This is a genomic window from Paenibacillus sp. 22594 (assembly GCF_052044425.1).
GTDB lineage: Bacteria > Bacillota > Bacilli > Paenibacillales > Paenibacillaceae > Paenibacillus_AQ.
This window is the reverse complement of record NZ_JBQENA010000007.1, coordinates 97,750-124,038: the sequence shown is the minus strand read 5'-3', so window position 1 is coordinate 124,038 and position 26,289 is coordinate 97,750. Positions and strand designations below refer to the sequence as shown.

The 26,289-nt window shown below is 49.8% G+C and carries 22 protein-coding genes; 11 read left to right on the top strand and 11 right to left on the bottom strand.

Translation table 11 applies throughout. The features are described 5' to 3' along the window. Positions 1–25 precede the first annotated feature (25 nt). The 4 genes from ACTJKB_RS21690 to ACTJKB_RS21675 are packed head-to-tail and all read left to right on the top strand — an operon-like array spanning position 26 to position 8,956. Positions 26–7,105 (top strand): DUF6531 domain-containing protein, encoded by a 7,080-nt coding sequence (locus ACTJKB_RS21690; RefSeq protein WP_440836448.1) that lies wholly within the window; start codon positions 26–28, stop codon positions 7,103–7,105. Continuing rightward, positions 7,102–7,404 carry a hypothetical protein gene (locus ACTJKB_RS21685; protein ID WP_440836447.1) on the top strand — a complete coding sequence of 101 codons (303 nt, stop codon included), beginning with the start codon at positions 7,102–7,104 and terminating at the stop codon, positions 7,402–7,404. Before ACTJKB_RS21690 ends, ACTJKB_RS21685 begins: the two co-directional genes overlap by 4 nt. A gap of 30 nt (positions 7,405–7,434) precedes the next feature. Continuing rightward, positions 7,435–8,562 carry an RHS repeat-associated core domain-containing protein gene (locus ACTJKB_RS21680; RefSeq protein WP_440836446.1) on the top strand — a complete coding sequence of 376 codons (1,128 nt, stop codon included), beginning with the start codon at positions 7,435–7,437 and terminating at the stop codon, positions 8,560–8,562. Between the two features lie 13 nt (positions 8,563–8,575). Continuing rightward, positions 8,576–8,956: a 1,4-dihydroxy-6-naphthoate synthase gene (locus ACTJKB_RS21675; protein WP_074110342.1), complete on the top strand. Its 381-nt coding sequence runs from the start codon at positions 8,576–8,578 to the stop codon at positions 8,954–8,956. 295 nt (positions 8,957–9,251) lie between these two features. On the opposite strand, the gene ACTJKB_RS21670 is transcribed toward ACTJKB_RS21675, so the two are convergent. The 6 genes from ACTJKB_RS21670 to ACTJKB_RS21645 all read right to left on the bottom strand — a co-directional run bounded on the left by ACTJKB_RS21670 (position 9,252) and on the right by ACTJKB_RS21645 (position 14,857). Then, the gene (locus tag ACTJKB_RS21670; protein WP_440836445.1) at positions 9,252–9,875 is read right to left on the bottom strand and encodes a hypothetical protein; all 624 of its coding nucleotides are present in this window, start codon (positions 9,873–9,875) and stop codon (positions 9,252–9,254) included. Continuing rightward, positions 9,865–10,317, bottom strand: coding sequence for an RNA polymerase sigma factor (locus tag ACTJKB_RS21665; protein ID WP_143191740.1), 453 nt, complete (start codon positions 10,315–10,317; stop codon positions 9,865–9,867). Before ACTJKB_RS21665 ends, ACTJKB_RS21670 begins: the two co-directional genes overlap by 11 nt. Before the next feature lie 256 nt (positions 10,318–10,573). Next, complete coding sequence (locus ACTJKB_RS21660) at positions 10,574–11,107, bottom strand: hypothetical protein (protein ID WP_440836444.1); 534 nt, start codon at positions 11,105–11,107, stop codon at positions 10,574–10,576. 384 nt (positions 11,108–11,491) lie between these two features. Beyond that, positions 11,492–12,574: a mannose-1-phosphate guanylyltransferase gene (locus tag ACTJKB_RS21655; RefSeq protein WP_440836443.1), complete on the bottom strand. Its 1,083-nt coding sequence runs from the start codon at positions 12,572–12,574 to the stop codon at positions 11,492–11,494. Then, on the bottom strand, positions 12,567–13,676 hold the full coding sequence (locus ACTJKB_RS21650) for a glycosyltransferase (RefSeq protein ID WP_440836442.1): 1,110 nt from the start codon (positions 13,674–13,676) through the stop codon (positions 12,567–12,569). Before ACTJKB_RS21650 ends, ACTJKB_RS21655 begins: the two co-directional genes overlap by 8 nt. Next, on the bottom strand, positions 13,676–14,857 hold the full coding sequence (locus tag ACTJKB_RS21645) for a glycosyltransferase family 4 protein (protein WP_440836441.1): 1,182 nt from the start codon (positions 14,855–14,857) through the stop codon (positions 13,676–13,678). Before ACTJKB_RS21645 ends, ACTJKB_RS21650 begins: the two co-directional genes overlap by 1 nt. A gap of 210 nt (positions 14,858–15,067) precedes the next feature. Between ACTJKB_RS21645 and ACTJKB_RS21640 the strand changes: the two genes are divergently transcribed. The 3 genes from ACTJKB_RS21640 (at position 15,068) to ACTJKB_RS21630 (ending at position 16,945) form a co-directional block, all read left to right on the top strand. Further along, complete coding sequence (locus ACTJKB_RS21640; RefSeq protein WP_440836440.1) at positions 15,068–15,349, top strand: helix-turn-helix domain-containing protein; 282 nt, start codon at positions 15,068–15,070, stop codon at positions 15,347–15,349. Continuing rightward, complete coding sequence (locus ACTJKB_RS21635) at positions 15,330–16,274, top strand: DUF1861 family protein (RefSeq protein WP_440836439.1); 945 nt, start codon at positions 15,330–15,332, stop codon at positions 16,272–16,274. Before ACTJKB_RS21640 ends, ACTJKB_RS21635 begins: the two co-directional genes overlap by 20 nt. Before the next feature lie 86 nt (positions 16,275–16,360). After that, positions 16,361–16,945 (top strand): 50S ribosomal protein L25, encoded by a 585-nt coding sequence (locus tag ACTJKB_RS21630; RefSeq protein WP_440836438.1) that lies wholly within the window; start codon positions 16,361–16,363, stop codon positions 16,943–16,945. Between the two features lie 180 nt (positions 16,946–17,125). On the opposite strand, the gene ACTJKB_RS21625 is transcribed toward ACTJKB_RS21630, so the two are convergent. Next, positions 17,126–19,468, bottom strand: coding sequence for a UvrD-helicase domain-containing protein (locus tag ACTJKB_RS21625; protein WP_440836437.1), 2,343 nt, complete (start codon positions 19,466–19,468; stop codon positions 17,126–17,128). Positions 19,469–19,620: 152 nt separating this feature from the next. Here ACTJKB_RS21625 and ACTJKB_RS21620 point away from each other — a divergent pair, with 152 nt between their 5' ends. Then, positions 19,621–20,175 (top strand): hypothetical protein, encoded by a 555-nt coding sequence (locus ACTJKB_RS21620; RefSeq protein ID WP_440836664.1) that lies wholly within the window; start codon positions 19,621–19,623, stop codon positions 20,173–20,175. 24 nt (positions 20,176–20,199) lie between these two features. On the opposite strand, the gene ACTJKB_RS21615 is transcribed toward ACTJKB_RS21620, so the two are convergent. Continuing rightward, a complete protein-coding gene (locus ACTJKB_RS21615) occupies positions 20,200–20,649 on the bottom strand; it encodes an Imm30 family immunity protein (RefSeq protein WP_440836663.1) in 450 nt (149 codons plus the stop codon). 172 nt (positions 20,650–20,821) lie between these two features. On the opposite strand from ACTJKB_RS21615, the gene ACTJKB_RS21610 reads away from it, so the two are divergent. Together ACTJKB_RS21610 and ACTJKB_RS21605 are read left to right on the top strand one after the other, a co-directional pair. Next, complete coding sequence (locus ACTJKB_RS21610; protein ID WP_440836436.1) at positions 20,822–22,210, top strand: transcriptional regulator; 1,389 nt, start codon at positions 20,822–20,824, stop codon at positions 22,208–22,210. A 258-nt stretch (positions 22,211–22,468) separates the two neighbouring features. After that, positions 22,469–22,636 (top strand): Spo0E family sporulation regulatory protein-aspartic acid phosphatase, encoded by a 168-nt coding sequence (locus tag ACTJKB_RS21605; protein WP_440836435.1) that lies wholly within the window; start codon positions 22,469–22,471, stop codon positions 22,634–22,636. Between the two features lie 177 nt (positions 22,637–22,813). On the opposite strand, the gene ACTJKB_RS21600 is transcribed toward ACTJKB_RS21605, so the two are convergent. Next, on the bottom strand, positions 22,814–22,945 hold the full coding sequence (locus ACTJKB_RS21600) for an HAD hydrolase family protein (protein ID WP_440836434.1): 132 nt from the start codon (positions 22,943–22,945) through the stop codon (positions 22,814–22,816). A 307-nt stretch (positions 22,946–23,252) separates the two neighbouring features. On the opposite strand from ACTJKB_RS21600, the gene ACTJKB_RS21595 reads away from it, so the two are divergent. Beyond that, complete coding sequence (locus ACTJKB_RS21595; RefSeq protein WP_440836433.1) at positions 23,253–24,494, top strand: DUF445 domain-containing protein; 1,242 nt, start codon at positions 23,253–23,255, stop codon at positions 24,492–24,494. Between the two features lie 116 nt (positions 24,495–24,610). On the opposite strand, the gene ACTJKB_RS21590 is transcribed toward ACTJKB_RS21595, so the two are convergent. Together ACTJKB_RS21590 and ACTJKB_RS21585 are read right to left on the bottom strand one after the other, a co-directional pair. Beyond that, positions 24,611–24,937, bottom strand: coding sequence for a P-II family nitrogen regulator (locus ACTJKB_RS21590; protein ID WP_440836432.1), 327 nt, complete (start codon positions 24,935–24,937; stop codon positions 24,611–24,613). 204 nt (positions 24,938–25,141) lie between these two features. Continuing rightward, positions 25,142–26,242, bottom strand: coding sequence for a glycosyltransferase family 4 protein (locus tag ACTJKB_RS21585; protein WP_440836431.1), 1,101 nt, complete (start codon positions 26,240–26,242; stop codon positions 25,142–25,144). Positions 26,243–26,289 lie beyond the last annotated feature (47 nt).

Here is a 26,289-nt window from a genome sequence, read left to right as displayed (position 1 = left end):
CTTATAACGGATAGGAGATCAGTCTATGACATTTCGAAAGATAACAAGGAAGTGGCGCAGCAGCATGAAAACACGTGTGAACCTTATGCTTGCGCTGCTGCTGGTCCTCTCTTACATCCCGGTTCTTCCGGGACTTACCAAGCTCACATCGTCAGCCTTTGCGGCGACCAACATGCGAATTGAGCCCAGTGAGCTGAGCCCGGGACCCGGTAAAAGTGTTGAAATCTCGTTCAGCTTCAATGCGGCGGACGACGGCCAGGAGTCTCACAAGACCAACATCAACCTGTGTACTCCGCAAAAAGACGGCTCGGCCCCGCTCCTGGGGGATCTGATTACGAGCGGAGATTATCAAACGAAACAGAACGGTCAATACATCGTTCACAAATATCAGTGGGATGGCAAGATTGGAGGCGTACCGCTGGAGGAAGGGCGCTATAACGTCTGCATCTCCCCTGCCGAATATAACGGAGTTGGCGTATACTACGGGCAAATTGCCAGCTTCGAAATTCTTGGCGGCGACGAAGTAGCGCCTCCGGCAGCATTGCAGATCAAACCTGCTGCCTCCGGACAATCTGTGGTATCCGGGACTGCTGAACCAGGAACCCTGCTTGAATTAGAGCTCTACTATCCATCCGTTAGGGAGGAAAAGCTGTTCTCCAATATTGCAGTCAACAACGCAGGACAATGGAGCCAGCAGATCGGGATCACACCGGGTGAAGCCGCGCATATCACGGCGAGAGCGAAGAAAGACGGCAAGCTCTCAGGGTATTCGGAGCCGCTTGCGGTGCTGCGTGCGCCTATTCCTGCTTTTTCAATCAGCTGGGAAGCCCTGGCGGCTTATTACTATAAGCTGGATACGGTGCAAGCCATGAAGGAGAAGGCAAAGGATATTGCCGTATTGAACCTGTCTGCAACCTCGGCGGGAACAATCAGCGGGTTAACCTCCGTTTTGCTGACTGATCCGCAGACGACCCGGGCTATTGCCAGCGGGGATCTGACGCAATTTACGGAAGCAGCCATTCATGACCGGCTGCGGATCGTGAACCCGTCGGGACAGGCGCCGGTTGATCCGGCCCGGGGTGATTTTGTCTACTCGACAGATTCAATTACATTGCAAGCATTGATGCCGCTGCAATTCGGGTTGAGCTATTTAAGCCGTGACCCGTTCACAGGTGTCGCTGGACTTGGCTGGCATCACAGCTATGAATGGAAACTGAACCCGCTGAGCGGCGGCAAGGTGGAGGTCATGAGCCCGGACGGTTCGCTTTTTGAATATGTGCCGTTGTCCGGAGGAGCGTATCTGACCCCGCGCGGGACCGACTGGACGCTAAGTGCGCCATCTGCCGGGACCTATACCCTCACATCGCCTCAAGGCGATGGTTACCGCTTCAATGCTGAGGGACTGCTGCAATCGGTCACGGACTTGAATGGAAATAAAATCACTTTTTCATATCAGGGAACGAAGCTGGAGGCGGTCAGTACAGCCGGGGCATCCCTAAGTCTAAGCTATGATGGAGCAGGCAAGCTGATTGCTGTAAGTGACCCGGCCAGCCGGCAAATGTCATTTCATTACGATACGGCAAGTGGGGATCTGACCTCGATTACGGATGTGGACGGAGCCACAACCAAGCTTACCTATGATAACAGCCATCATGTGCTCAACGTAACGGATGCCAAGGGTTCTGCGACGATGGGCGTAGCCTATGATGACCATCAGCGTGTGACCAGCTTTACCGATTTTTACGGGAATACGAGTTCTTCGAGTTATGAAGGGCGCGTGGCCCCAGTGGTTCGGGGCGAAGAGCCTGATGACGGTCAGACAGGGATAGACCCTGCGAACGGACGGGATATTCCGGACTCGGATGAAGTGATTTTGTCAGGTACGATGAACAATCTCGCCCATGCACCGGCATACAAGAACGTTGAAGGGCTGAAGCCGCTCATAGCCGATTATTTAACGGGCAGCATCGGAACCAACGACAGCAAAAGGGATGCCTTCATTGCTTCTGCGGTTGCTGCTCCGGGCGGTATTCCTGCGGTCCAACAAGTTATTGCGGCGAGCAATGCATCCCCGGCTGTGATCAGCACAGGCCAGCTGAATGTGGAGGAGAGCGTTACCTTCGGATCGCCCAGTAAGCCCGTAGTCCTGATCGTGGACGGGATGAATACGAATAAGGATATCACAGTACGCGTGTACGGCACATTGGTTCTGAAGCAGGGACTGAACGCCAACACCAAGCTTGCACTCGACGTGCAGAAGGTTCAAGGTTTATACGGCAATCTGTGGTCCGGGGGAACGATTCATCTCAACAATGATTCTTCCGTAACTGTGGGGGATACGCTGCAAACCGGCAGTCTGACCTACAACAGTGGCGGGCTGACCATAGAGGCGAAGCGGATTCTGATTGCGGGAGATTTGTCGATCAACACCCGCGTGGAGATGAACATTGCCCAGGAAATGGTCGTCGGCGGGATTGTGTCCAATAACCAGACCGCGAATTTGACGGTAACCGGCGGTGACTTATTCGTCCGTGACAATGTCAGTGTTAATAATAATCTGAATGTGCAGACTGGCGGGCTATTCGTTCTTGGCGGAGATATGACCCCGAACCAGACCCCTATCGTTCATACGGGTGTAGGGACAGGCCAGACGATTTTGACCTATTCACAAAGCGGAGCCAGCAGTGCAAACGGAGCCAATGGAGCGAACGGTGCCAGTGGTACCAGCAGTGCCAATGGAGCCGACAGAGCCAGTTCCGGACATGCTACTGCGGCAAGTACTGCCGGATTAGCCTCTTCGATTGCCACTACGGCAAACAAGACCACATGGACCAATGCGCTGCATCAAGATACAGCTTATGTATGGAACAACAATTTCAAGGTTGCACAGCGCCAGGCGGCGAATGGAGCCATCGTTAAATACAGCTATGATAGCAGTGACCAGGTAACAGCCATTACGGATGCTAACGGCAACAAAGGGAAATTGGCCTACGACGAGCGCGGAAATGTAACGCAGAGGACGGATGAGAGCGGTTATTCCACACTCACACGTTATAATGCCTTGAACCGTCCGGTTGAGGAGATCGATGCTCTCGGCAACCGCTCCGCGTATGCTTACGATACGGCAGGCAACCTGGTCAAAAGTACGGACGCCCTTGGCCACGCAGTCGCCATTGCCTGGGACAGCAAGGGGGTTCCTCTCTCCGTGACCGATGCGGAAGGGCATACCACGGCTTACACCAACGATGCCGACGGATTCGCCAAGGAGATCAAGGACCCAAGCGGCTACACGACCATTATTGAACGTGATACCCTGCACCGGACCACTCAGATCAAGGATGCGGAAGGCAAACTGCAGGCCGTTGAATATGACAAGAAAGACCGTGGGGTTACTGTCACCAATGCACTGGACCAGACGAGCAACGTCACGTATGACGCCAATGGCAATCCGGTGGAGCAGACAGATGCAGCTGGAACCAAGAAGGTTAGCAACTATAATGTGTACCGTCTGAGCGGCACAGAGGACGCACTCCATAACAGTACCAGCCAGACCTACGATGCGCTTGGCCGTGTCAAAGAAGTGAAGGACGAAGCCGGAGCCGTTACGGCTTACAGCTACGACAGTGTCGGACAGCTGGAGAAAGTTACTGATGCTGAAGGCCAGGCGAGCAAATATACCTATGACGATAACGGAAACATGCTTACCCAGAAGGATGCAAAGGGTAACATTACCTCCTATACGTATGGTAAGCGCAATGAACTGCTGAGCGTAACCGATCCGCTTGGGGCCAAGACCCGTTACCGCTACGATGCGGCAGGCCATACCATCAAAGAGACGGATGCGCTGGGCAACAGCACTTACTATGACTATAATGCGCTTGGACAACTGGTGAAGGAAACGGATGCGCTGGGTGCAGTAACCGAATACCAGTATGACAAGAACGGCAACCAGGTCGCTGTCACCGACCCTAATCATTCGGTCTGGACGACCAAATACGACAGCCGGGGACTGGATGCCGGAACCATCAATCCGCTGAATGAAGAAACGACAGTCACCCGCAATGACCGCGGACTAATGACTGAATTTACAGATGCGGCGGGACAAAAGACTTCTTACGAATACGATGCGCTGGGACGCAGCACACAGGTGCGCAATGCCCTTGGGTATGAAACCTCCTATACCTATGACGCCCAAGGCAACATAGAGAAGATCGTGGATGCCAATCATCATGAGACGGCCTTTACGTATGATCCGCTCGGCCGCTTGACGGAAGTGAAGAATGCAGAGGGCAGTACTACTAAGTACGCCTACGACGCCTCCGGCAACCTGCTGGACAAAACCAATGCGCTGGGAGCGGTGACCTCCTACCAGTACGATGCACTCAATCGGGTCATTGAATCAGTGAATCCGCTGCAGGAGAAGACGACCCTTGCCTATGATGCCAACGGCAATCTGCAGAAGATCACAGAACCGGACAGCAATACAACCGTGTATGCCTATAATAAGGGCAATCAGGTGGAGCAGATTAAATATGGCAGCAATCTTACGGTAAAATATGAATATGACCTCGCGGGACGCCGTACCCTCATGACAGATAGTACCGGGAATACGCGGTATACCTATGACGCACTGAACCGGCCAACGTCAGTCATTGATCCGCGCGGCAATAACGTGCGTTATGAATGGACGGCAACCGGACAGCGCAGCCGGATCATCTACCCGGATAACACCGTGGTCAGCTATGACTATGATAAGTTAGACCGGATCAAGCAGGTGACGGATGCTCAGAACCAGATCACCAGCTATCAATATGATGCGGGCGGCCGACTGACAGAGAAGCTGCTGCCGAACAGCGGGAAGAGTACCTATAGCTATGACGGCGTGGGGCAATTGCTGGAGATGAAGCATACGGCGCCGGGCGGCGGGCTGTTGGAGCAGCTAACCTATGTCTATGATCCGGCTGGCAACAAAACACGCACGGAGCGTCTGGAAGGCGGAAGTGATGAGGATAATCCGAGCGGAGCTCAGCGTCCGGCAGATATCTCAGACTACGCTTACGATGCGCTGAACCAACTGGTGCAGGTGCAGAAGCAGAATGGCTCCAAGGTCGTATACTCCTACGATACCGTGGGCAACCGGTTAGGGAAAGAAGCCACAGAGGCCGGAAGTACCGCCATGGAGAGCTATACCTACGATGCAGCGAACAAGCTGACCCATTTTGAAAAAGGCAGCGACTATAAGGACTACACCTACGATAAGCGAGGCAATCTGCTGGAAGTGAGCGGGATCGACAGCGAATCGGCTTTGAAGCTGTTCACGGCGCAGGCGAATGCGCAGAAGATTTCAGTACCGGACAGTGTTTACTCGGATACAAAGAGACTGGAAGCGGGCAAGAATGCAGGTGCAGATGCTGGAGCAGTCACAGCTACAGATGCAGTCACAACTACAGGTACTGTCAAAACGACAGATGCATTGTCTGGGCTGTTAGATCCGTTGTCAACGATTGCAGGTCCTTCCGGGAGTCCTGCGGGAACACTTTCACCAGATGCTGCCGAAGCTTCATTATCCAGCTTACCGGATGCGAAGCTTGATACAGGAGTTACGGACGAGGTTTACGGGGCAGACAAAGCTCTTAACCCTGAAGCGATGCTGAAGGCTGCACTGGCCGCAGGCCCGCAAGTGCTGGAGAGCAACCGCTGGGATGCCTCTAACCGCCTGATCGGGAACACCAAAATGAGTGGCGATATCACCACATATCAGTACGACGGTGACGGCAACCGGGTCAGCATGCGGACCACCCTCGGAGACGGTGCGATTCAAGATGCGTACCTGCCAGGGAATCCTGCCGGCAACCGGGATGGCTGGGAGCCGCAATATAAGAAGCGGCAGCTGGACATTTATTTTACCAATGACATCACCATGGGCATTCCGCAGCCTTTGACCGCAAGCGGAGCAGACGGCCAGAACTGGAAGCAATCCTATGTGTACGGAGCCGGTGAAGAACGGATCAGCATGAGCTATCTGGTAAGCGGAGACGCGAACAACGATTGGGAGCCGACCGCCGGAGCCAGCGGAGCTAGTGCTGTGTCTGCTGCGTCGAAGACCCTCTTTTACCTGAGTGATGCACAGGGCAGCGTCATCGGTCTGGAGGGCCAGAACGGCAGCATGTCCGCACGGTACCGCTACGACGAATTCGGCGTCAGCGAAGCCCCGGAGAAATTCGATCTGAACTGGTCGGGGCCGGATAACTTGTTCGGGTACACGAGCCTTGGCTATGATTACTACAGCGGGTACTCTCATGCGCAGGCGCGGGATTTTGACTCTAGCATTGGGCGGTTTATAAATGAGGATACGTATGAAGGGCAGATTGATAATCCGCTGAGTTTGAATTTGTATACGTATGTGCAGAATAATCCGTTGAGGTATACGGATCCTAGTGGGCATGAAGCATTACCAAAATCAGTTGAAGAGATCATCAGGGATTTTAAGGTTATAACAGGCGGAGCAGGGAAAGAAATTAAAAAAAGTCGCAGAATTGGTTTGGCGGCTACCGTTGTTGCAACCTTTATCGGTGCATTATTTGCTGCAACACCTGCAGGTGAAGATCAGGAATATATAAATACGAAGGTTGCTGAGAGTTTAAATATCTCTGTTTTAAGTTTAGAAGAAGCAGAGGATATTAAAAAGAATACATCGAAAAATATAGTGTTCAGATCGCTTACTCCCTATGATGTTGGTAACTTAGTAGCTGGCAGAGGTATTCTTTCCAAACATACCCCTCCCCACCGAGAATGGTCTTTACTTGAACATATATTAGACGGAGGCAAGAAAGAAGGTGGAAAAGATATATCTATGGGATTTGATCCTTGGATAGCTACAACTAGAGAATTGAGAATAGCTAATGGGCGATTTAAAGGAGAGCATGGAATTGTTTTGATTGATTTAAATAAAGTTAGTTCAATTAAAAAATCAGCACAATATGAATTTATGGGAGTATATGAACCATTTGGTACCGAATATGCAGCTGAAATGGCGGAGAATGATAGTGAAGTATCAGTTTATAAATACATTCCAAGAAGTGCGATAGTGGGGTGGATTCCATGACAAATGAAGCTGAATTAAGGAAGGAAATATCATCGATTGTTCATAAAATTCTTATTTTGATGAGGAAAGACAGAAATATACCAAATGGAGAAATATTAATGTTGATTGATTATTTAGAGGATTTAAAAAAACACACTAGAGGAAGAGATGATATATCTAAAAAATTGGCATATGAATTATTTTATCTATATACAACTGTTATTAGCCAAATATCGTCCAATAAAGATGAGGACACCAGCATTGTTACAGAATTATATATGAGAATTACTTCAGTTTTCAATGATGGCCTTTATCAATAAAATAATGACCACATTAGAGGAAGCTTTCATGTGGTCATTATTTCTTGGCAGAGAAACAACCTCGCTGGCAAGAAAAACGTCATCGGCCTGGAAGGCCAGGACGGCAGCGTGTCCGCACGGTACCGCTACGACGAATTCGGCGTAGCCGAAGAGCCTGAGAAATTCGATCTGAACTGGTCCGGCCCGGACAACTTGTTCGGCTACACCAGCCTGGGCTATGATTACTACAGCGGATACTCCCATGCACAGGCGCGGGATTTTGACTCGAGTATGGGACGGTTTATAAATGAGGATACGTATGAAGGGGAACTGACAAATCCGCTGAGCTTGAATTTGTATACGTATGTGGAGAATAATCCTTTGCGGTATACGGACCCTAGCGGGAACAAGCCATGGGAGCCTTATGATGTAAACGAACTTAGGTTCTTACTGAATGATGCAATTGGGAAAAACCTCAATAAAGGAAGCAAACTGTATCAGGCATATCATGATAAAATATGGGAACGGTACGGCTTTGCATCCATTTTGAAAACCAACCGGTACAATTACTTGTTTGGTTTATTGACAGGAACAAGTGCGTATAAGAACAGTGCCGGAAATGCAAGCTGGGCAAGAGAAGAGTTAATCTGTGAATTTTTTGATGCAAATTTGTCAGGGTATATTGCATCTATGGCAATGGATGGGGTAACTCATGTAAGTACCGTTAAGATAAAAAACCCTACGGTGACGGATAGTGAGGCGGTTGTTCCTAAGGGGACGGGAAAACTTACAATTCCTCAAGGGGTGACCAGTGAACAATTCAACAATGCTTCATCAATAATAAGACAAAAAGTAGGCTCTATAAGCGATGATATTGTTGTTCAAGGAAGTAGAGCCAATGGTACTGCAAGACCTGATTCGGACATTGATTTTGCTGTACGGGTTTCTCCTGAGAAGTTCGATGAACTTATTACCCAAAGGTTCGGAATACCTAATCCGGGTTCGGCAAAAGAAAGAACTATGCAACATGCAATAGAAACAGGGAAGATTCAGTCCGGAGAAGCAGGATTGCGTAGTTTGCGTCAAGAGTTACAGAAGGCTTTAGGAATGGATGTAGATATCTCAATTGTCAAGTCCGGCGGTCCATTCGATAATGGAACTCAAATACCTTTACCATGATAGAGGTGAGAATATGTTAAATGATGATTTTGACCCTTTTTGTAAAATATTTTTGGACACTGATTTTGCTAGAACTGCCGTTCTAGAATCTGTTAAGGAAAACATTGGTGGAGTGTTAGAACAATCAAGCATTACAAATGATATCTGTAATCTTGATTTATTAAGAAATGATGATTTTCACGAACACAAACGAAACGAATCACCTGACGGGTTTTTGTTTTCAAGATATTTACTTGAGATTGAACCTAATGAGGATGTTGGTACAGAAACATACATCGCTACACTGTCACGCTTGCTCGAAGGATTATGGAGAATAGGTTATAGTGCGGTCGCGTCGTGTGATTTTGAAGAATTGTTACCCCGTAAGGGTGGTTACAATCCCGATAACAGATAGTATTGTGTATCACTTTTCTTACCTTGATTAGTTTATCACTAGTCAAGGTTTTTTTGTGGGGGCTGGCTACCCAGTGCCGAATGAACCCATCATTCAACCAATAACACATCTAACCCATGTAATGCCCGTATAAAAGGATGAACATTCTATAACGGGTATGCCATGTGTTTGTCGAAGCTTCAGTATGGATAAAAGCCCACCACCCGGAATAGCGGAGGAAGGGCTTGGTTATATGCCGAATTTCAAACCCTTCTGCATATTTCTATTCACATGTTATCATTTGTGCTTTATGCAATCACCGCACGCTCTCAACAGTATTTTTCAATTCCTGTTCGGATACAGGCTTAGTAAATTGCACGGAATAGGAGAAGCCGTCGCTCTGCCAAAGCGCAAGTACGTATTGATGATCGGTTCCTTTCATAGTCACGACATTTCCATTAATGGTTAAGTCCTTAATACTGGTGTATTCTGCGTAATCTCCACTTACTTCCTCGTTGCCGGATGACATTCTGAACACAACGCTATTGGCTTCTCCCGTGTAGGTGACTTGCCCAAGCTCATTCCAGTAAGCCGTATACTGTACGCTATCAACGATAAATGGTAAATGTTCGGGTTTCCGCATGGTGAATCCTACAGCCTTGGACAAGTTTTGAACTGAATTGAATTCAACGATGTTGGGTTTCACCATAACCGGAGGGTCGCTTGGTGTTTGGGTAGCGTGGTGGATTATTAATGAACCCGCCAACAAAAACATGAAACATGCTGCTATGGCGATGTACCTTCTGTAAGTTGAAAAAGAGAATCTTGTTTTGTTTGGTTCCTGTTCCCAATCCAGCTTTTGAAGACGGTCTAGAATGCGCTCTTGTATCTCTGGGGTAACTTCTATCCTCTCCATCACTTCATTATACTTATTCTTCAAAATCGTACCCCTCCTTCAGTACAACCTTAAGCTTGGCTCTTGCCCGCAGCAGACATGAACGTACCGTTGACTCTCTGGCTGTTAATAAAGATGCGATTTGAGCCGTAGAATAGCCCTCATGATAATAAAGGTGTACGACCTCACGATATTTCATGGGAAGCTGCTTGACAGCCTCCCACAAAAAAGCCAGATCCTCTGCGGCGCTTGCTACCAGGTCTTCATTGAGATCATCGGTTTTACGGACCTTATTATAATTGATCTTGTTTTTACTAATATTCATGGCAACCCTTAGAAACCATGCCTTTTCATGCTCGGGGGATTCAAAATGAGGTTGAGCTTTTATATATTGTATCAATGCATCCTGCAAGACATCCTCTGCATCACTCATGTTGTGCAGATAAGAATAGGCAAGACGCAAGACACTTTTCCCATAGAGAGACATTAATTTCTGGGCTTGGTCATTTATCTGTGCTGACCGTAAATGCTCCTGCATGGGAATTACCTTGTTACGGCTGTCCCCGGCTGCCGCAGAAAACAAGGAGTACAACGGGGAACAAAGCTCCATCCTTAAGAGAAGGAACCATTCCCAAATCAGATTCCGCTTCCTGCATATACTAATCATCCGATCACCTTCCTGAATTAGGCTATGGCGGTCCTGCGGCTACAGTCCCGCCATCCCCTTACATCCTCTGGTTTAATTAACGAATCGTATCAACCATTGCGCTTACGGCAGCAGCATCGAGGACAGCCTCGTCACTTGTAGATGAGATCGAATAGGTATATCCCCCGTCAATCCATGTAGCAACGCGGATTTTACCGTCATCCCCTTTGGTTACGACTTTCTTGTCGCCAACCGTTAACGAAAGATTTTCGCTATATTTGTTATGATCTCCGCTAATATCCTTACTGCCCTTTGCTTTACGGATCACTAACTGCTCATCGCCAGATTGATAAGTAATCTGGATCATGTCATTTTTAATCGCCTCGATCAGCTTCTGGGTGTAGCCTGCGGGCACTTGGGAGGGCAGTGTCATAGTAACCCCGGCAAACGCCTCTGCTTCTGCAATGCTATCAAATTTTTGAAAAGGATTAGGAATCTGGACATTCTTTGCCCCGATGACTTGCGTACTTTTCGGCGCTTGAGAATTGTTTTTTGCAGACCCATTAGTGGAACACGCCGTAAAGGACATCAACATCATACCGCTAAGTACAACAGCTATCATTTTTTTCATTGTTATAACTCCCTCTCTTATTTGGCTCAAAATTTACCACCGTTTCCGTGGTTCTGCCCTATATACATTTGAGGAAGCGAATATGTTGCAATGCCTAAAAAATTATTCACAAAAACATTTGCCTTGAAGTAAGCTGGACAGGGGAAAGTTCTTGCTCTGCTTAAGACTAGTTTAAAACCCTTTCTGGAGCAAGGCGTGAAGGTTTTGACAGAATAGATAGAATAACATTCCCGAGAAACATATTAGCCGTAGCAGATTTTATTGTAAAAATCCGTAAATCCCCTTTCAGCAGAGCTGGATAGCTAGGAAAAAGGGCTTTTCTGCAATCCAAAAAGAGACCGTAGCTGAAATAGCTACAGTCCCTTTTTCTTTTACCAAACCTGCTTAGATATATTCGAGCATGCCCTTCTCTTTGAGCAGATCCACGATATCCTTGACGGATTGGGCCTTGTCCTTGGGGCAGATCAGGACCGCATCGCCGGTGTCGGCAATGATGAACCCGTCCACACCGATGGTGGTAATCAGCCGTCCGTTGCCATAGATGATCGAGTTGTGGGTGTCGATACCGATATGATTAGCTTTGATGATATTACCGGCATCATCGGGAGGAAAGATGGCGCCTAGCGCATCCCAGCTGCCGATGTCATTCCAGCCGAATTGGCCGGAGAGAACAACCACCTCGTCGGAACGCTCCAGAATGCCGTAATCAATCGAGATATTCTGCAGCAGCGGATAGATCCGGCTGATCGTCTCCGCCTCCTGCTCCGTACCGAGCGCTTCGCTGATGGGCAGCATCGTGTTGTAGAGCCGCGGCAGATAACGTTTGAAGTTATCAATAATCACTGAAGTCTTCCAGATAAAAATCCCGCTGTTCCACAGATAATTGCCGGAGGCCAGATAGCCCTGAGCTTTCTGGAAGTTCGGTTTCTCTACGAATTCCGCCACATCATACACCGCTACCGGATTTACGGCGATAGGTTCTTTATCATACGCAATATAGCCGTAGCCGGTGGAGGGGAAGGTGGGCTTGATGCCGATAGTGACGATTCGATCGCTCTCCATGGCGACGGTGCAGGCTTCATCCAGCGTCAGCCGGAACTGCGGTTCATCGGTTATATAATGATCTGAAGGCAGGACAACCATCAGCGAGTCTTCCTGGTTCATATGCATAATGGAGAAGGCAGCGAATAGAATACTGGCTGAAGTGTTGCGCGCCACAGGCTCTATCAGAATATTGCTCTTCAGTACGCTGCTGTGCATAATGCTCTCCAGCAGCACTGCCTGTGTGCGGTTCGTTACGATGACGGTGTTTTCCTGGGGGATAATGCCCTTGAACCGTTCTATCGTATCGTTCAGCATGATATCGTTTCCGCTTATATTGAGCAGCTGCTTAGGGATCTCTTGTCTGGACAACGGCCAGAAGCGGGTACCGCCGCCGCCGGCAAGAATCGTGGCGAATTTATCCATGATGGGTCACCAGATGGGCAATGGAGAAGGAAATAATGCTCTCCGAGCCCTGATTCAGATTTAGTCCCGTGCTGTGGATGCCGTCGTAGCAGGCCCCTGTCTGGGAATCCACGAGAGGGAGCTTCAGGGAATTATGCCCCGTGTACCAGGCGTAACAAAGGTCCGCCTGCTTCGTATAGGCCGGGTCCTTGAGCACTGCTGCGGCTTCGCGGCAGGCCATCAGCATTTCGCAGGCCTCAATCGGCTGCTCGTCATACTCCGCAGGATTGCCGCCGCGCAGCAGCCAGCCATGGCTGCCAATGGGCTTGTAATAACCTTCCGGTGCGAAGGTGCGTGAAGCCAGGAAATCCAGGCTTTCTTTGGCTGTCGCTTTAAGGTCGGGATTACCGGAAATGCGGAAGGCTCTCAGCAGCGCCCAGGGCAGCATGGAATTGCCGTAGGTGAGGCTGTCCTCGAACCAGTTCCAGCCCTCACCCTTAGTGAGGATGTATTGATTATGCAGCCGGACGGCAATATTTTCGATAAGTTCAGTAATAACATTCTTAGGCAGAAAGGCTGCTTCTTCCGCTGTATTCTCAGAGGTGCGCGGATAAGGGAAGGAATAGGTTAATGCACCGGGTGTATGAATAAGATCGCTGAGACCAATGACGGCGTAGGCTACAGCCCGGGGAGAACCCAGTTTCTCAATATGCGGCAGGGATTGATTAATGAGATACCGGCAGGTATTCAGCAGATTATCCGGCAGAATGGAGGAATAGGAGAGCATGAAGCCCAGTGCCCACAGGGTGCGTCCCTGGCAATCCTCCGAGCCGCTATCTTCCATAAAGGAACGGTTGTAATCCATGAAATTGCGGAAGTTGCCCTGCTCATTTTGCGCGTGATGGACAAAAGACAGGTACGTGTGAATCAGGTCCAATGTTGCGGAATCCGGGCTTTGCTCGTACATGAGTACGGCTGCAATCAAGGCCCGGGCGTTGTCATCGGTGGTGTAGCCCTTGGAGCGGTCAGGAACGCCGAATTTAGTGTGCTGGAAAATACCCGTATCATCGGTTATTCTGCGCAGATAGTCAGTTTTGAACTTTACAGCCGCAGATGTCTGCATCAAATCACACTCCGGTCTGCCTGCTTGGAGTGGGCAATGATGTCCTGAAAGATGGCAGCATACGTCTTCGCAACCTCACTCCACATCATGGTTCTTCCAAGCTCAAGGGTGCGGCTCTCCATCTCTTTTACCTTGGCCGGATCATCCAGCAGCTCCAGAATGCAGGTTTCCAAGGAAGCGGAATCCCGGAAATCAGCCAGCAGGCCGCGTCCTCCGGCAAGCATCTCCTTTGCATACCGGTAAGGAGTAGAGACAATCACCCGGCCATAGCCGATACCATAAGCGAGTGTTCCGCTGACTGCCTGCTCCTTGCCGAGATAAGGGGTCATATAGATATCCGACATCACCAGCGACTGGATCACTTCCTCCTGTGTCAGCAGCTTGTCGACGAATAGCACATTATTGGTCAGGCCCAGTTCATGCACGAGGTTTGTCAGTTTTTCCCGGTATACCTCGCCGATTTCAAGCTTGACTACCGGATGGGTTTTGCCCCAGATGATATAGAGTGCATCCGGATGCTGCTTGACCACACCGCTCATGGCCTCGATGGCATATTCAATGCCCTTGCCGGGACTCAGAAAGCCAAAGGTAGAGAGAATCTTACGGTCACCGAAATTGTACTGCACTTTAAGGTCGGCTCTGGAGGCTGTTTCTACAAAAGGCACTCCGTGATGGATAAAGGCTATTTTGGCCGCGTCGATATGATAGACGGAGATTAAGTCCTGTACCGTAGACTGGGCCATCGTGACTACCTTGACGCTCAGCTCGGCAATCCGGGTAATAATCTCGTGCTGCTTGGGGGTTGGATTCGTTAATACAGTATGGAAAATGGCCACGTAGGGCACATGAAGCTTCTCGATAAATTTGAGCAGGTATTCGCCGCTCTCTCCGCCATAGATCCCGAATTCATGCTGAATGACCAGCAGATCGGTGTTGGACTGATTGATAGCTTCGGCGGCATCTATATAATCGGACAGTGTGTTTTGGTTGATTTCCCTCATCACCTGGTCATTGTAACGGTAGGTTTCGTTGTTGTTCATTGCGATAATCTTCGGTTTGTTCCAGCCCTGGAGCTTCGAGAACTGATCCAATAGATCTTGAGTGAATGTAGCAATTCCGCATTCTCTAGGCAGGCTGGTGGACAAAAAGACGATGTTACGGCTGCTGCTGGTGTGTTTCATAATGAGGAGCCTCCCTATTAATCTGTAATTTGGTATAAAAAAGGTATAAAAAAAGAAAATAAAGTGGACTTTATTTTCTGGACGGAAAAGTGGTATAAAATTTTGGATTTGCAATTTATTTCCTTCCCATACTATAACATGACCATTTTTTCTTGTCAATTTATTGACTACCTTCTGAACTCCAGATATAGTGTTGTTGGAGGTGTATGAATGCCAGTCATACGCAGTAAGTTAAGCGAGGTTATGGAACGCCATGACCCCAAATTATCCATCCGTAAGCTTGCCAAGGATATCAACTACCATTTCGATTCCGTCCGGCGGATGTACAAAGACGAGATGGTGCAGTATCCCCGTGATCTGCTGCTCAAGCTGTGCACCTACTTTAATATTCAGCCGGGTGAGCTGATCCGTATGGAATCGGATGAGAACGATTGGGCAATAGATAGAGCTAACGATTATAAGGAGGAAGGCAATGACAAGGAGCCCGGTTAAGACGGCAACCTGTAACGAACTGCTGGATACCTTCTTTGCCAATCTTCGAACAGTGCACGTGGAGAAGCTGGTCTTCTCCGGTGTAGGCAAACGTGATGTATACAACATAACCGCCCCTTTCGAGCACGATGGGGAAGCAGTAATCTTGGGAAGAGTTGAGGAACGGGACAGCGAGTTCTCTCAAGTCTTCTTTTTTACACTCCGGCAGGGGGTCTGGATTCCCCGGGCACATACGCATACCTACAACCTGCAGGACCCGTGTGTAACGTTAATAAAAGGGGAGCTCATTGTCGGAGGGGTGGAGGTCATTACCGCAGCGGAAGATCCGGACCGGATCGTCTCGTGGGTGACCCAGTTCTACCGGGGTTATCGCATTGACTCCATGCGCCACTTCTCCTCGGGTCCGGGAACGATGAAGGATATCCGGCTGATCGAGCTTCAGGATGGCAGAATAGGCGTATTCACACGGCCGCAAGGAGCCAAAGGCGGAAGAGGACAGATCGGGTTCACCATCATCGATTCACTGGAGGATCTGAATGAGCAGACCTTCGTAGAAGCAGAGGTGTTTCAGGATCAGTTTGTGCCGGAGGAATGGGGCGGAGCGAACGAAGCGCAATTATTGAAAAACGGCCATGTGGGCGTGCTTGGGCATATTGCCTGCTTCGACCGCCTGGGACAAAAACATTATTATTCCATGGTCTTCTCCCTCAATCCCGAAACGTTTGAAACGACACCCGTCAAAATCATTGCTACCAGAAGCGATTTTCCCATTGGTCCAGGCAAACGTCCGGATCTGCAGGATGTCATTTTCAGCGGCGGGCTGGTGCGTGGAGAGAATGGGCGGGCGGTGCTGTCCGTGGGGGTTAGCGATGCTGAAGCCTATCAGATTGAGATCCCGGACCCCTTTTTGGAGTATGAGCAGTAGAAAAGAGGTTGGTTTGACTAGATTCTATGGTCATGATATACTTGTAATGACAAGAATTTATGGTCGAAGAGAGCGGGAAATAAGAAATGAGTAAATTTATTCTACTGAGCAATCGTACGGCTGAAACTAAGTCCAACCTGAATATCGCCAGAAAACAGGGGCGTATCCCGGCTGTACTGTACGGAATTAATAAAGATACTCTAAGCCTCGAAGTCAATGAAAAAGAGCTGATGGATGTGCTGAGAACGAATCCTCGCGCTATTCTACAGGGTAAGCTGTCTGACAATACATCTGTTCCTGTAGTTGTACAGGATATCCAAAAGGATTCCATGTCAGGCAAGGTCCTGCATATTGATTTTCAGCATGTTAATATGAATATCAGCATGGACAGCAAAGTTACCATTCATTTTGCGGGAGAAGCAGCCGGCATCAAGGCAGGCGGTTCACTGCAGGTCGAAATATATGAAGTTGAAGTCCGCTGCATGCCAGGCGATTTGCCAACCTCGATGGAAGTGGATATCAGCGGTCTTGCCATCGGCGACCAGCTGCTTGTGTCCGATCTGATCTTCCAGGATGGCGTTGAAGTGCTGACGGATCCAAGTACAGTGATGATCCAGATCAAAACCGTACATGAAGAAGAAGCGGAAGAACCGGCGGCAACTCCGGCTTAAATACAAGATGAACCAAACAGCCCCTTCGGGCAGAACGTGCAGGGAACTCATGATTTCATGAATCCGGCTACGTCTGTTAGAAGGGGTTTTTGTGGTTTGCGGTGTACAAAAACGCCAGCAGCGCCTGATATAGGCACTGCTGGCGTTTTGGGTCCGGGACGTTCTTAGAGCACATCCCCGTTACACAGGGACTTCCCGGCTGCTCTTCTCCATCGGGGAGCTGCAGAGCGGGCAGGGCTTGGAGGACAGGTGATCCTCGGCGCCGCTTGCCTTCATCCGTGTCCAGCCCGGACAGCTGCTGCCGGTGCAATTCCAGACGGGAACCATATGTGTTCTTCCTCCGTGAGAGCGGCCGGAGGAAGGCCTTACTGCTGCCGGGGTTCTGCTTACGGAAGCTGCGGTGGCTGGAGTGGCCGGGGCAGCAGATATGGCAGAGCGGAAGGCGGACAGCATAAATCTGGAGACCTCCGCCTTCTTGCCCCGGTGCCGCGCCGGCGAACTGATGAACAGCTCCTCGCGGGCCCGGGTCACGGCCACATAAGCCAGTCTCCGTTCCTCTTCAAGTGCGTCGAGGCCTGCTGCATTGCCAACAACAACCGTGCTGCTTTTGCTGCCCGGTGCTGTTTTTGCAGTTTTCCGGTCCTTCAGCCGCTCGCCCTCCAGCGCGGAGCTATGAGGGAGAATGCCTTCGGATGCCCCGATCAGGAAGACTACCGGGAACTCCAGCCCTTTCGACTTATGAATCGTCATCAGCGCAACCCGGTTCCCCTGCTCTTTGAGGCCGGGTAAGCGGCTCTGCTCATTGCGTTCAGTCACATGATCGATGAACTCCAGGAATACCGGGAGGCTGTCGAACCGTTCCGCTGAGGCTTCCAGCTCATCGAGCATTTCTTTTAGCATCTCCCGGTGGAGAGTGGCTTGATGCCGCTCATTGGCTTCGATGAAGTAGTCATAGAAGGTAGTGCGGATCTGGCGGATTGCCTGGACGGGAGTCAACTGAACCAGGCCGCGGATCAGCTCCAGCCGTTCCTTCAGCTTTGCGCCCTTGAAATCCTCCATCCCCGGCAGGGACATCAGGTGAATCAGCGGCCCCTGCTTGGGCTGAGCCGCTTCCATCCGGCGGATATGGTTCATGCCTTTTTCCCGGTTCATGTACAGAGTCGGCAGGATATTCTCCATCGCAGCGAAGTTTCGCCGGTTCAGCGACAACCGCAGATGATCGAGTACCGGAGAGATCAGCCAATGCTCGTAGAGCAGCTGGCCTTCACCGTAGTCAATATAGGGAACATCACGCAGCAGCAACAGCTCCAGCAAAGCCCGGTTGCTGCTGGAAGCACGGTAGAGCAGGGCGAAATCGCTGTATGCTCTAGTCCCGCCAGCCACCTCACTCAGGATGTGATCCACGATTTGCTCGGCTTCCTCGTCCGCTGTCTGTGGGCGCAGGTACCGGGGCTGGCGTCCGCTGCCCTTAGCCGCTTGCAGCGTTTTGGATCTCCGCCGTCTATTGTGGCGGATAATTCCGTTGCCAAGGCCGACAATCGCGGGGCCGGAGCGGTAATTAATATCGAGTGTGATGACCCTGGCACCCGGATATAGCTTCTCGAATTCAAGAATGAACTCGCTGCGCGCTCCGTTGAAGGAATAGATCGTCTGGTCATCGTCACCGACCACCATCAGATTATGCTGCGGGTGGGCGATCATTTTGACAAGCTCATATTGCAGCGCATTCGTATCCTGGAACTCATCAACCATTACATACAGAAACCTCATCTGCAGCTCCAGCAAAAGCGCCGGCTTCTCCCTTAGCATCCGGTAGGCGATCAGCAGCACATCATCAAAGTCGATTTTTGAATTATCGGTCTTCCACTGCTCATAGAGCATCAGAACCGCCTTCATTTCCTGCTCGGCAGTTGACGTTTCCGGAAGATCGCCAGGCTCGCCCAGGTTCATCTTGCAGGTGGAGAGCAGAGCGAGCAGGGTTTCCGGGGGATAGGCATCCTTCGGCAGCCCCAGCTCGCGCATGATCTGCTTCAGCAGAATATGCTGGCGGCGCGTCTCATTGAAAATTTCCTGCTGAAGGCCCTGACGGCGCAGGAAATAAAGGAAAAAAGAATGAAACGTGCGGGCCTGAAGGCGGGCGGCGTCGCTCTCGCTGACGCCGGGCAGCAAGGCGATCCGGTCGCGCATTTCCGCCGCCGCCTTATTGGAGAAGGTCAGCAGCAGGAGTTGACTCGGGGAGATTCCCCGGACGGACAGCAAATACCCGGTTCTGCAGATCAGCACCGAGGTTTTGCCGGAGCCTGCACCGGCCAGGGTCAGCAGCGGGCCCTGGTGATGCCGCACCGCAGCGATCTGCGGAGAGTTGAGCAGAATTCCGCCCTCCTCCAGCCTGCGGAAGTAAGCACCATCGGGGTCTCCGGGCTTCACGATTTCGCGGCTTGTCCGGGCAGAGGCGATGTTCGCCTGCGGAATGCGTTCACCGGTAGCTCCCAGCGGTATATTGTGAAATAAAAGCTTGTTCATTGGATTCACCTTCGTTTATATCATTGCGGGATAAATTAAATTTTAGCCGATCTATACTATACCATCAGATCTGCAATGTTGTCCCTGCAATCGACGAATTAGAACGGTTCTGAGGTAAATAAATCTGTTACAGGTGTCACTCCTTGGGTGCTGTGAATATTCTGACTAGTATACGTATGCTGTGCTACGAAATCCATTACTTCAAAGGTGTGATTGTGATGAAGCCTGTCTCCCGGATAAGAAAGCCGGCAGTGAAAAGGAAACACCCGGGCCTTCTGGTAGGCCCTCCAAAAACATTGCTCTACCAGAGCCCGAAGTATGGCTTCAGCATCAGGCTCCCCCGCAGCTGGAAATGCTACACAGTGGTCAGAAGCAGAACCCGGCGGCTGGATGATGCAGAATACGCACTGGATTTCCTTTTTAAATATAAAGGGAAAGTCTACGAATCGGCGCTCACATTGCTGGTGTTCCGGATGACTCTGAAGCAGTGGCGGGCCAAGGGCTACGATGAATCCCCGATAGTCAGATTGGCTGTGCGCAAAGGACTAATCTACGCCTACACAGTTCCCGAAGAGCTTCCCAACGAGTTTCTGAATGCCAAAGGCGATGACTATGATTACGCAAGATTCGGCAGACCGATCCGTATCCTGTCCCGGATGGTAAATGACGATATCCCCGGAATCGTCCGAACGTTCAAGCTCCGCTGATCTTGTCTGCCAGTCCGTGGTGTTTCATTGCAATTGTCCAAGAACGGCATTCACCTTGCGCTCATATGGCCGCGGGTTGTCCTCTTTGATTTCCTCCAGCAGGAACGCCAGCGATTTCTTGATTCTTGGGCTCATTCCGGCGGCGATATCGGCGTATTCCCTGCGGCTGATGTCGTCGTCCAGAATTCTTTGGTTCAGCACAATGGCCCAGTTGCGCGCATTCTCCAGCATGTCCGGCAGGGACTCCAGCAACTGCGTGAGGTACATCTCCATCTGGTAGCTCTCCACGAAATGGACAAGTCCGAACATAATCTCCTCCTGCTCGGTATCATCATCGAAGACACGGAAGATTTGCTGAATCACTGCATCCTCTGTATCTCCAGCCAGGCCTTCCAGCGCCAGATCAAATGCCTCGCATTCCAGCTCCGTCTGCAGCAGGCGGTTATGATATAACTGGGCAATCCCAGGATACATATTCAACTTGTGATTCCCCCTTATGTTTATGTTATTTTCACTTTCCGGTAATCTACCGTACATATTAACATATTAACCTTCGTATATAATATTGACCGCTGTTATATTTTGTATAATAATAAAAGGAATATTATTCTATTTAATGGGTTTTAGTGTGAAAGGTGGTCGTAAGATGGAGCCTGCACCCACGATATTAGCGGAGATGGAAGATTATATGGGGAAAGAGGGCTTGTCTATATCACAATTTGCCGAACATTCAGGCATTCATTCCGGAACACTCAGCAATATGCTCCACGGACGCCGTCCCATTGCCATGCAGCAGCTTGACCGGATTACCAGAGCCATGGGGCATGCCGAAGGATTTTATTATGATTTATACATAGATAATTACATCGTTGACGGTTCTTTCAACTGGAGGCGTGTGGGGCCATTGCTGCAGCGCTGTGCGGAACTCGGCAAGCTGGATTCAATTCAGCGTGTGATTCGGATTGTTTCGGATAACCTGTCATACCTGCCGGTGCTGTTTGATGCAGCGGAGGAGCTTAATGCCGAGGGGCGATCTGAAGCTGCGGCGCTGCTGTATGAATGTGTGGCGGAAAGTGAGAAGTACCAGCATTCCGAGCGGTTGGCGCTGTGCCAGTACCGGCTGTTTAGAATAGGTCTCTGTGATAATCAGGATACGAATTTACGGATTGCTAATCAGTTCGATTCTTATGTGGAGCGGTTGGATGAAGCGGATCAACTTGATGCCCTTAAGCATTTGGCGGATGTATTTGCCTCACTGCATCGTTGGGACAAGGTGGATGAGCTGGGTGAGCGATTGGGGCTGAAGTCGGATGCTCAGTATAAATATAGGAAGAAGAATAAAATACAAAAGCAGCCGGATCGACCACTTATATACTATAAGTTATACGCTTATTTGTTAAGGGCAGCGGCTTGTGATGAAACCGGAGATCCTATCAGGGCTTTACATTTTGTTTCCTTATATTCAGATATGTGTTGGGTGGAGCTTCCGGTAAGTAAGGATGAAGAAAAGGTTATAGAACAATTTAAAGAATGGGCAACTGCTAATTCATATCTTTATCACATAATGGCCGGTAATATAGAAATTATTCCAGAATACATCAATTATGTAGAAAAACGGGAAAATGAAATCTTTCCAGCGCTTTTTAAGATCATGCAGGCCGCTAACCGCTATAACATAAATGTTGATGATATTCTCCTAAGGTTTGATAGTCATTTATCATTTAGGGAACAGAGTAGCCGTTTAGGTAAGTTTAATCAACAGTTGAACGGCGATAGATATATCCAATTTCTCATAGAACTAGCAGTGTATAATTTAGGGAAGGAAAAATGGGGAAATGGCTTTTATTTCCTATTAGGAAGTTTGGAATCATCTATTAAAATTAGAAGTGATTCATATATAGTAAAGTGTGTGGGATTATTCGAAAAATACCGCTCCGTAGCAGTACAGCAACAAAAGAATGAGTATGTAAATTTAATAGGTGAGGTGCAACGGATCAATGAAGAAAAAGATGGCTATAGGTTTAGTATTGGCTAGTATCTTATTCATCATCTCTACACCACTGACAGCATTGAGTGATTCCTCGGCTCAGACACAGACAATGATTCAGACGATGACCCATGGTCTGGGGGGCTGATCCCCCCTTTTTTGGAACGGGTTTATAAGAGGGAATATACTGTAAAAGAACCGGATATCCCCGGTTCTTTTCTTTTGCCGCGATCCAACATTTTCACTCGGCTGATATTCCGCTTTTTGACAGCTTGTACTAAAATATTACATGAAGGAGGTGGAACTATGCAGAACAATGAGAATTTGGTGTTGCTTCATGTAGAAAGCGCCAGGGAGCAGCTGTATCAGGCGCTGAAAAAGTATGGTTTCTTGACACATCCCAAAGTTATCGAACAATCTGTTGCTTTGGACCGTTTGCTTAATCAATACAGCTCCCAAAAAACAGTTTGTTGATCTGTTTATTAATCTTTTGAACGAGGAGGGAAAATGTGTTTATTCCAATGCTTACGGCAATGACTACGTCGCAGCACCTGATCCTTTTAATCTTGCTCGCGTTGAACATAGGCGCAATATACTGCTTGGCTAGATTTGGAGCAGGCAAACGCTAGGCATTTACTGCCCTTCACTTTTCTATAAAAGATGCCACAGACCCTCAGCTACACCATTCTCCGTATGATTCCCCGGCACAAAGTCGTCCGTTTCTTTTAGAATCGGTGCGGCGTTCTCCATGGCAATTGGGTAGCCGGCCATCCCGAATATCAATAGAAGTTTACATCCTGCAGTAATAATGCTCTATACATAGGTCACAGAAGCTTTTGAAATGGCTTAGGGCTCATCGTCTTCAGCAGCCAGTCCATTTCCCCTGGAATTACCCGCGCATATCCCTCATCATCCTTTTAGGAATCCCGTTCATCCAGCGCATTACAGATCGGTCGGCCGCAATTGCTGTCCCAAGCCCAGTATTTCACTTGCAGAGTAATGGAGGATTTTTCGAAAAGAGTTCTGCCGTGGTACAATATAAGGCGGACCTACAGATAGCATCTATTCATTAAGCAAGGGGGAACTGCGAATGAAATCCAGAAATTTAGCTACTATTTCGCTGGCTGTTATGGCCTGCGGTTTTTTGATTACACTCTTTTTGCCGGAAAATTTGGCCGTTATCCTGCTGAGGGGCGGCTTTGAGGCCGGACTGGTTGGGGGGATTGCTGACTGGTTCGCCGTCACTGCGCTGTTCCGCCATCCGCTTGGACTGCCGATTCCTCATACTTCACTTCTGCTGAAGAATCGGGACAAAATTATTCAATCGTTGATCTCTGCGATGGAGAATGAGCTGCTGAACAAGGCAAGTATCGAGAACAAACTTCGCAAGATCCGTATAGTGTCGCTTGGCAGCACTCTTCTAACCCGGCTGTTCGCCCGGAAAAAAGCGAGAATTGAAATGCTGGAGCAGATCAGCAGCTTCGTACAGAAGCTTCCGGTCATTCAGGCTGTGCCTTATATTCAGTCAGCTGCCGCCAGCTATATCCGTGAAGCCAAGCTTGGAACGGCAGCGGATACCATTATCACCAAGCTCATGAATGACGGTAAGGACGTCGCAGCACTGGATTATGCACTCGATGGAATCTCCGGCTGGACGGCCCGTCCTGAGACACGGGCGATGCTGGGCAAGATCGCCAGCGAGAAATTGGCTGAAGTGAAGCTGGGCGGACTCAAGGGAATGGCTTTTCAGGCTTTCGTCGGATTTGTGGATGCCGAGATGCTGGGAGAAATGCTGCAGGGTATGGTGCAATCCGGTATCCGTGATTTCCGTGATGAGGACAGTCCCTACCGGGACCAGATCATCCAGGAAATCCGTGTTGCTATTTTTCAACTGGTGAATGACGAGGCGCGGATCGCTGCGATTAAGGATTGGGGCCTGAATGAACTGCAGAGTGAAGCCACTGCGGCGTTCCTGCAGGAGCAGCTTGAAGGATTCCGCAGCAAGGCGGTTGCACTGCTGGAAGAAGAAAAATCTGCGGGAGGGCGCAAGCTGTTTGGACTGTATGCCATGCTGGCCCGCCGTGTCAGTAAGGAGCAGGAATGGATTCAGGGCTGGGAGGAGCGAATTCGTGCTTCGCTAATCAACTTCGTAGAAGCCAATCACTACCGGCTGGGGCTTCTGGTCAAAGAGAACCTGGATCAGATGGATGACGCCAGTCTGGTAGATATGCTGGAGGATAAGGTTGGTAAGGATCTGCAATGGATTCGGGTCAATGGCGCGGTGTGCGGCTTTGTAGTGGGGCTGGTCCTGACCGTTATCCAGATGTTTTGAACCGGAGAGCATTCGTATACAAAAAGGCAGCAAGCGGTATCCCCTGAATCAGATTCTGAACCGGGATGCGCGTTGCTGCCTTTTTCGCAGGTGCTTAGCATATTTGGACAAGTAGCCTATAACTGGTTCTTACCGTTGCTGATCGTGTAGGCTTCCTGCACAGGCAACACGAATATTTTACCGTCACCGAAGGAGCCGTGTTCACCGGTTCTTGCCGTTCTCATAATAATGCTGATAACATCTTCCTTCTCATCATCCTGGATGACGATCATCAGCAGCTTCTTGGAGATTTGATTATAATGATTGGTGCCGACCTGAATTCCTTTTTGTTTGCCGCGGCCGAGCAGATCCATCTTGCTGATGGAGGGGAAACCGGCAAGCAGCAGTTCAGCCATAACTGCATCCGCCTTCTCGGGTCGTACTATAGCCTTGATCATTAACATAACGATGCACCCTTTCTACAGCGAATAGTGTGTTGTAGGGGGTTGCCAATGTCTAGGTAGCCTTATAAGTGATACATTCGTATAATGGCAACGCTTACAATCTGAGTATAATATTAACTGCAGCTGTATCCTGCGAATATGATCACAAATTCTGTGTTACACATTGTCGCATAGCCAGGGGACTGGCGGCTTCCATGAATTCTCCTAATATGGCAAAACAACACGGTACAGATCCTCCATTGCTGCCGCCGTATGCTGCCATCCGAAATGCCGCAGCGCGTCACTCCGCCCCTGGAGTCCGATTCTGGTTGCCAACTGCGGCTGGCTGCCTATCTGCAGCAGGTATTTGGCGAATGGAGCTGCTTCACGGTAACGGTCCACTAAATATCCGTTATGACCGGATACGATGATCTCCCGGATACCGCCGTTGTTCGAGGCGATGACCGGCAGTGCTGAGGCCATTGCCTCCACGTTGACCAGCCCGAAGGATTCATGCTGCTGGGACGGGCAGACGAAGACATCGGCGGCCTGATACAGACCATGAATATCTTCATGGGCGATCTTGCCGATAAAGGTGACCCGAACTCCCAGGCGCCGGGACATGGCCTTAAGCTGCCGGATATATCGCGGCTTGCCTTGGCCGGCGATAATTAACTGTGCCGGCAGACGTCTATTGAGCAGTCGCATGGCTCTAATTAATATGGGCACTCCTTTACGGGGGATAATCCGTCCGACGAATAGTACGGTGAACATAGGACCCAGGCGAAAGATCCTGCGCACCTGCTGCTTTTCCGTTTGCTCTGCGGGGAAGAACCGGGTCAAGTCAGCACCTAGTGGTACCACCCGGATGTTTCCGCCCAGACTGTGAAACCGCCGGGACAGTCTCTGCTGCAGCGAACGGCTGTTGACCGCGATAAGATCAGCCCTGGCCAGGCTGCGGGCAATCCGGGTTTCCGCCGGAACAAAGGTCAAGGAGTGGAGGAACAGGAGTACCGGTGTGCGGGGATGCCGGCGCTTAACCGCGGCCATCAGCCGGGGTCGGTTGTCGACCTGTATCACATCGAAATGCTCTCCTTCAAGGTAGTCCAGTACCGAAGCAAGATAACGTGCAGGTGTACCTGAAACCAGACGGATCATGCGTACCTGCTCCAGTTCATCGGCTTCGGGAAGTCCCGGAGTCTTCCGGCTCACGATTGTCACTGTATGCCGCCGGGCCAGTTCTCTGGCAATTGCCCAGATACAGATTTCCACAGAGCCATCTCCCGGCACCGGAAACTGTTCCGGCGCGATCATACAGATATGCATAGATGTAAGCCTCCTTCACCCCATAGCTGTGCCTCTTACCTAACATA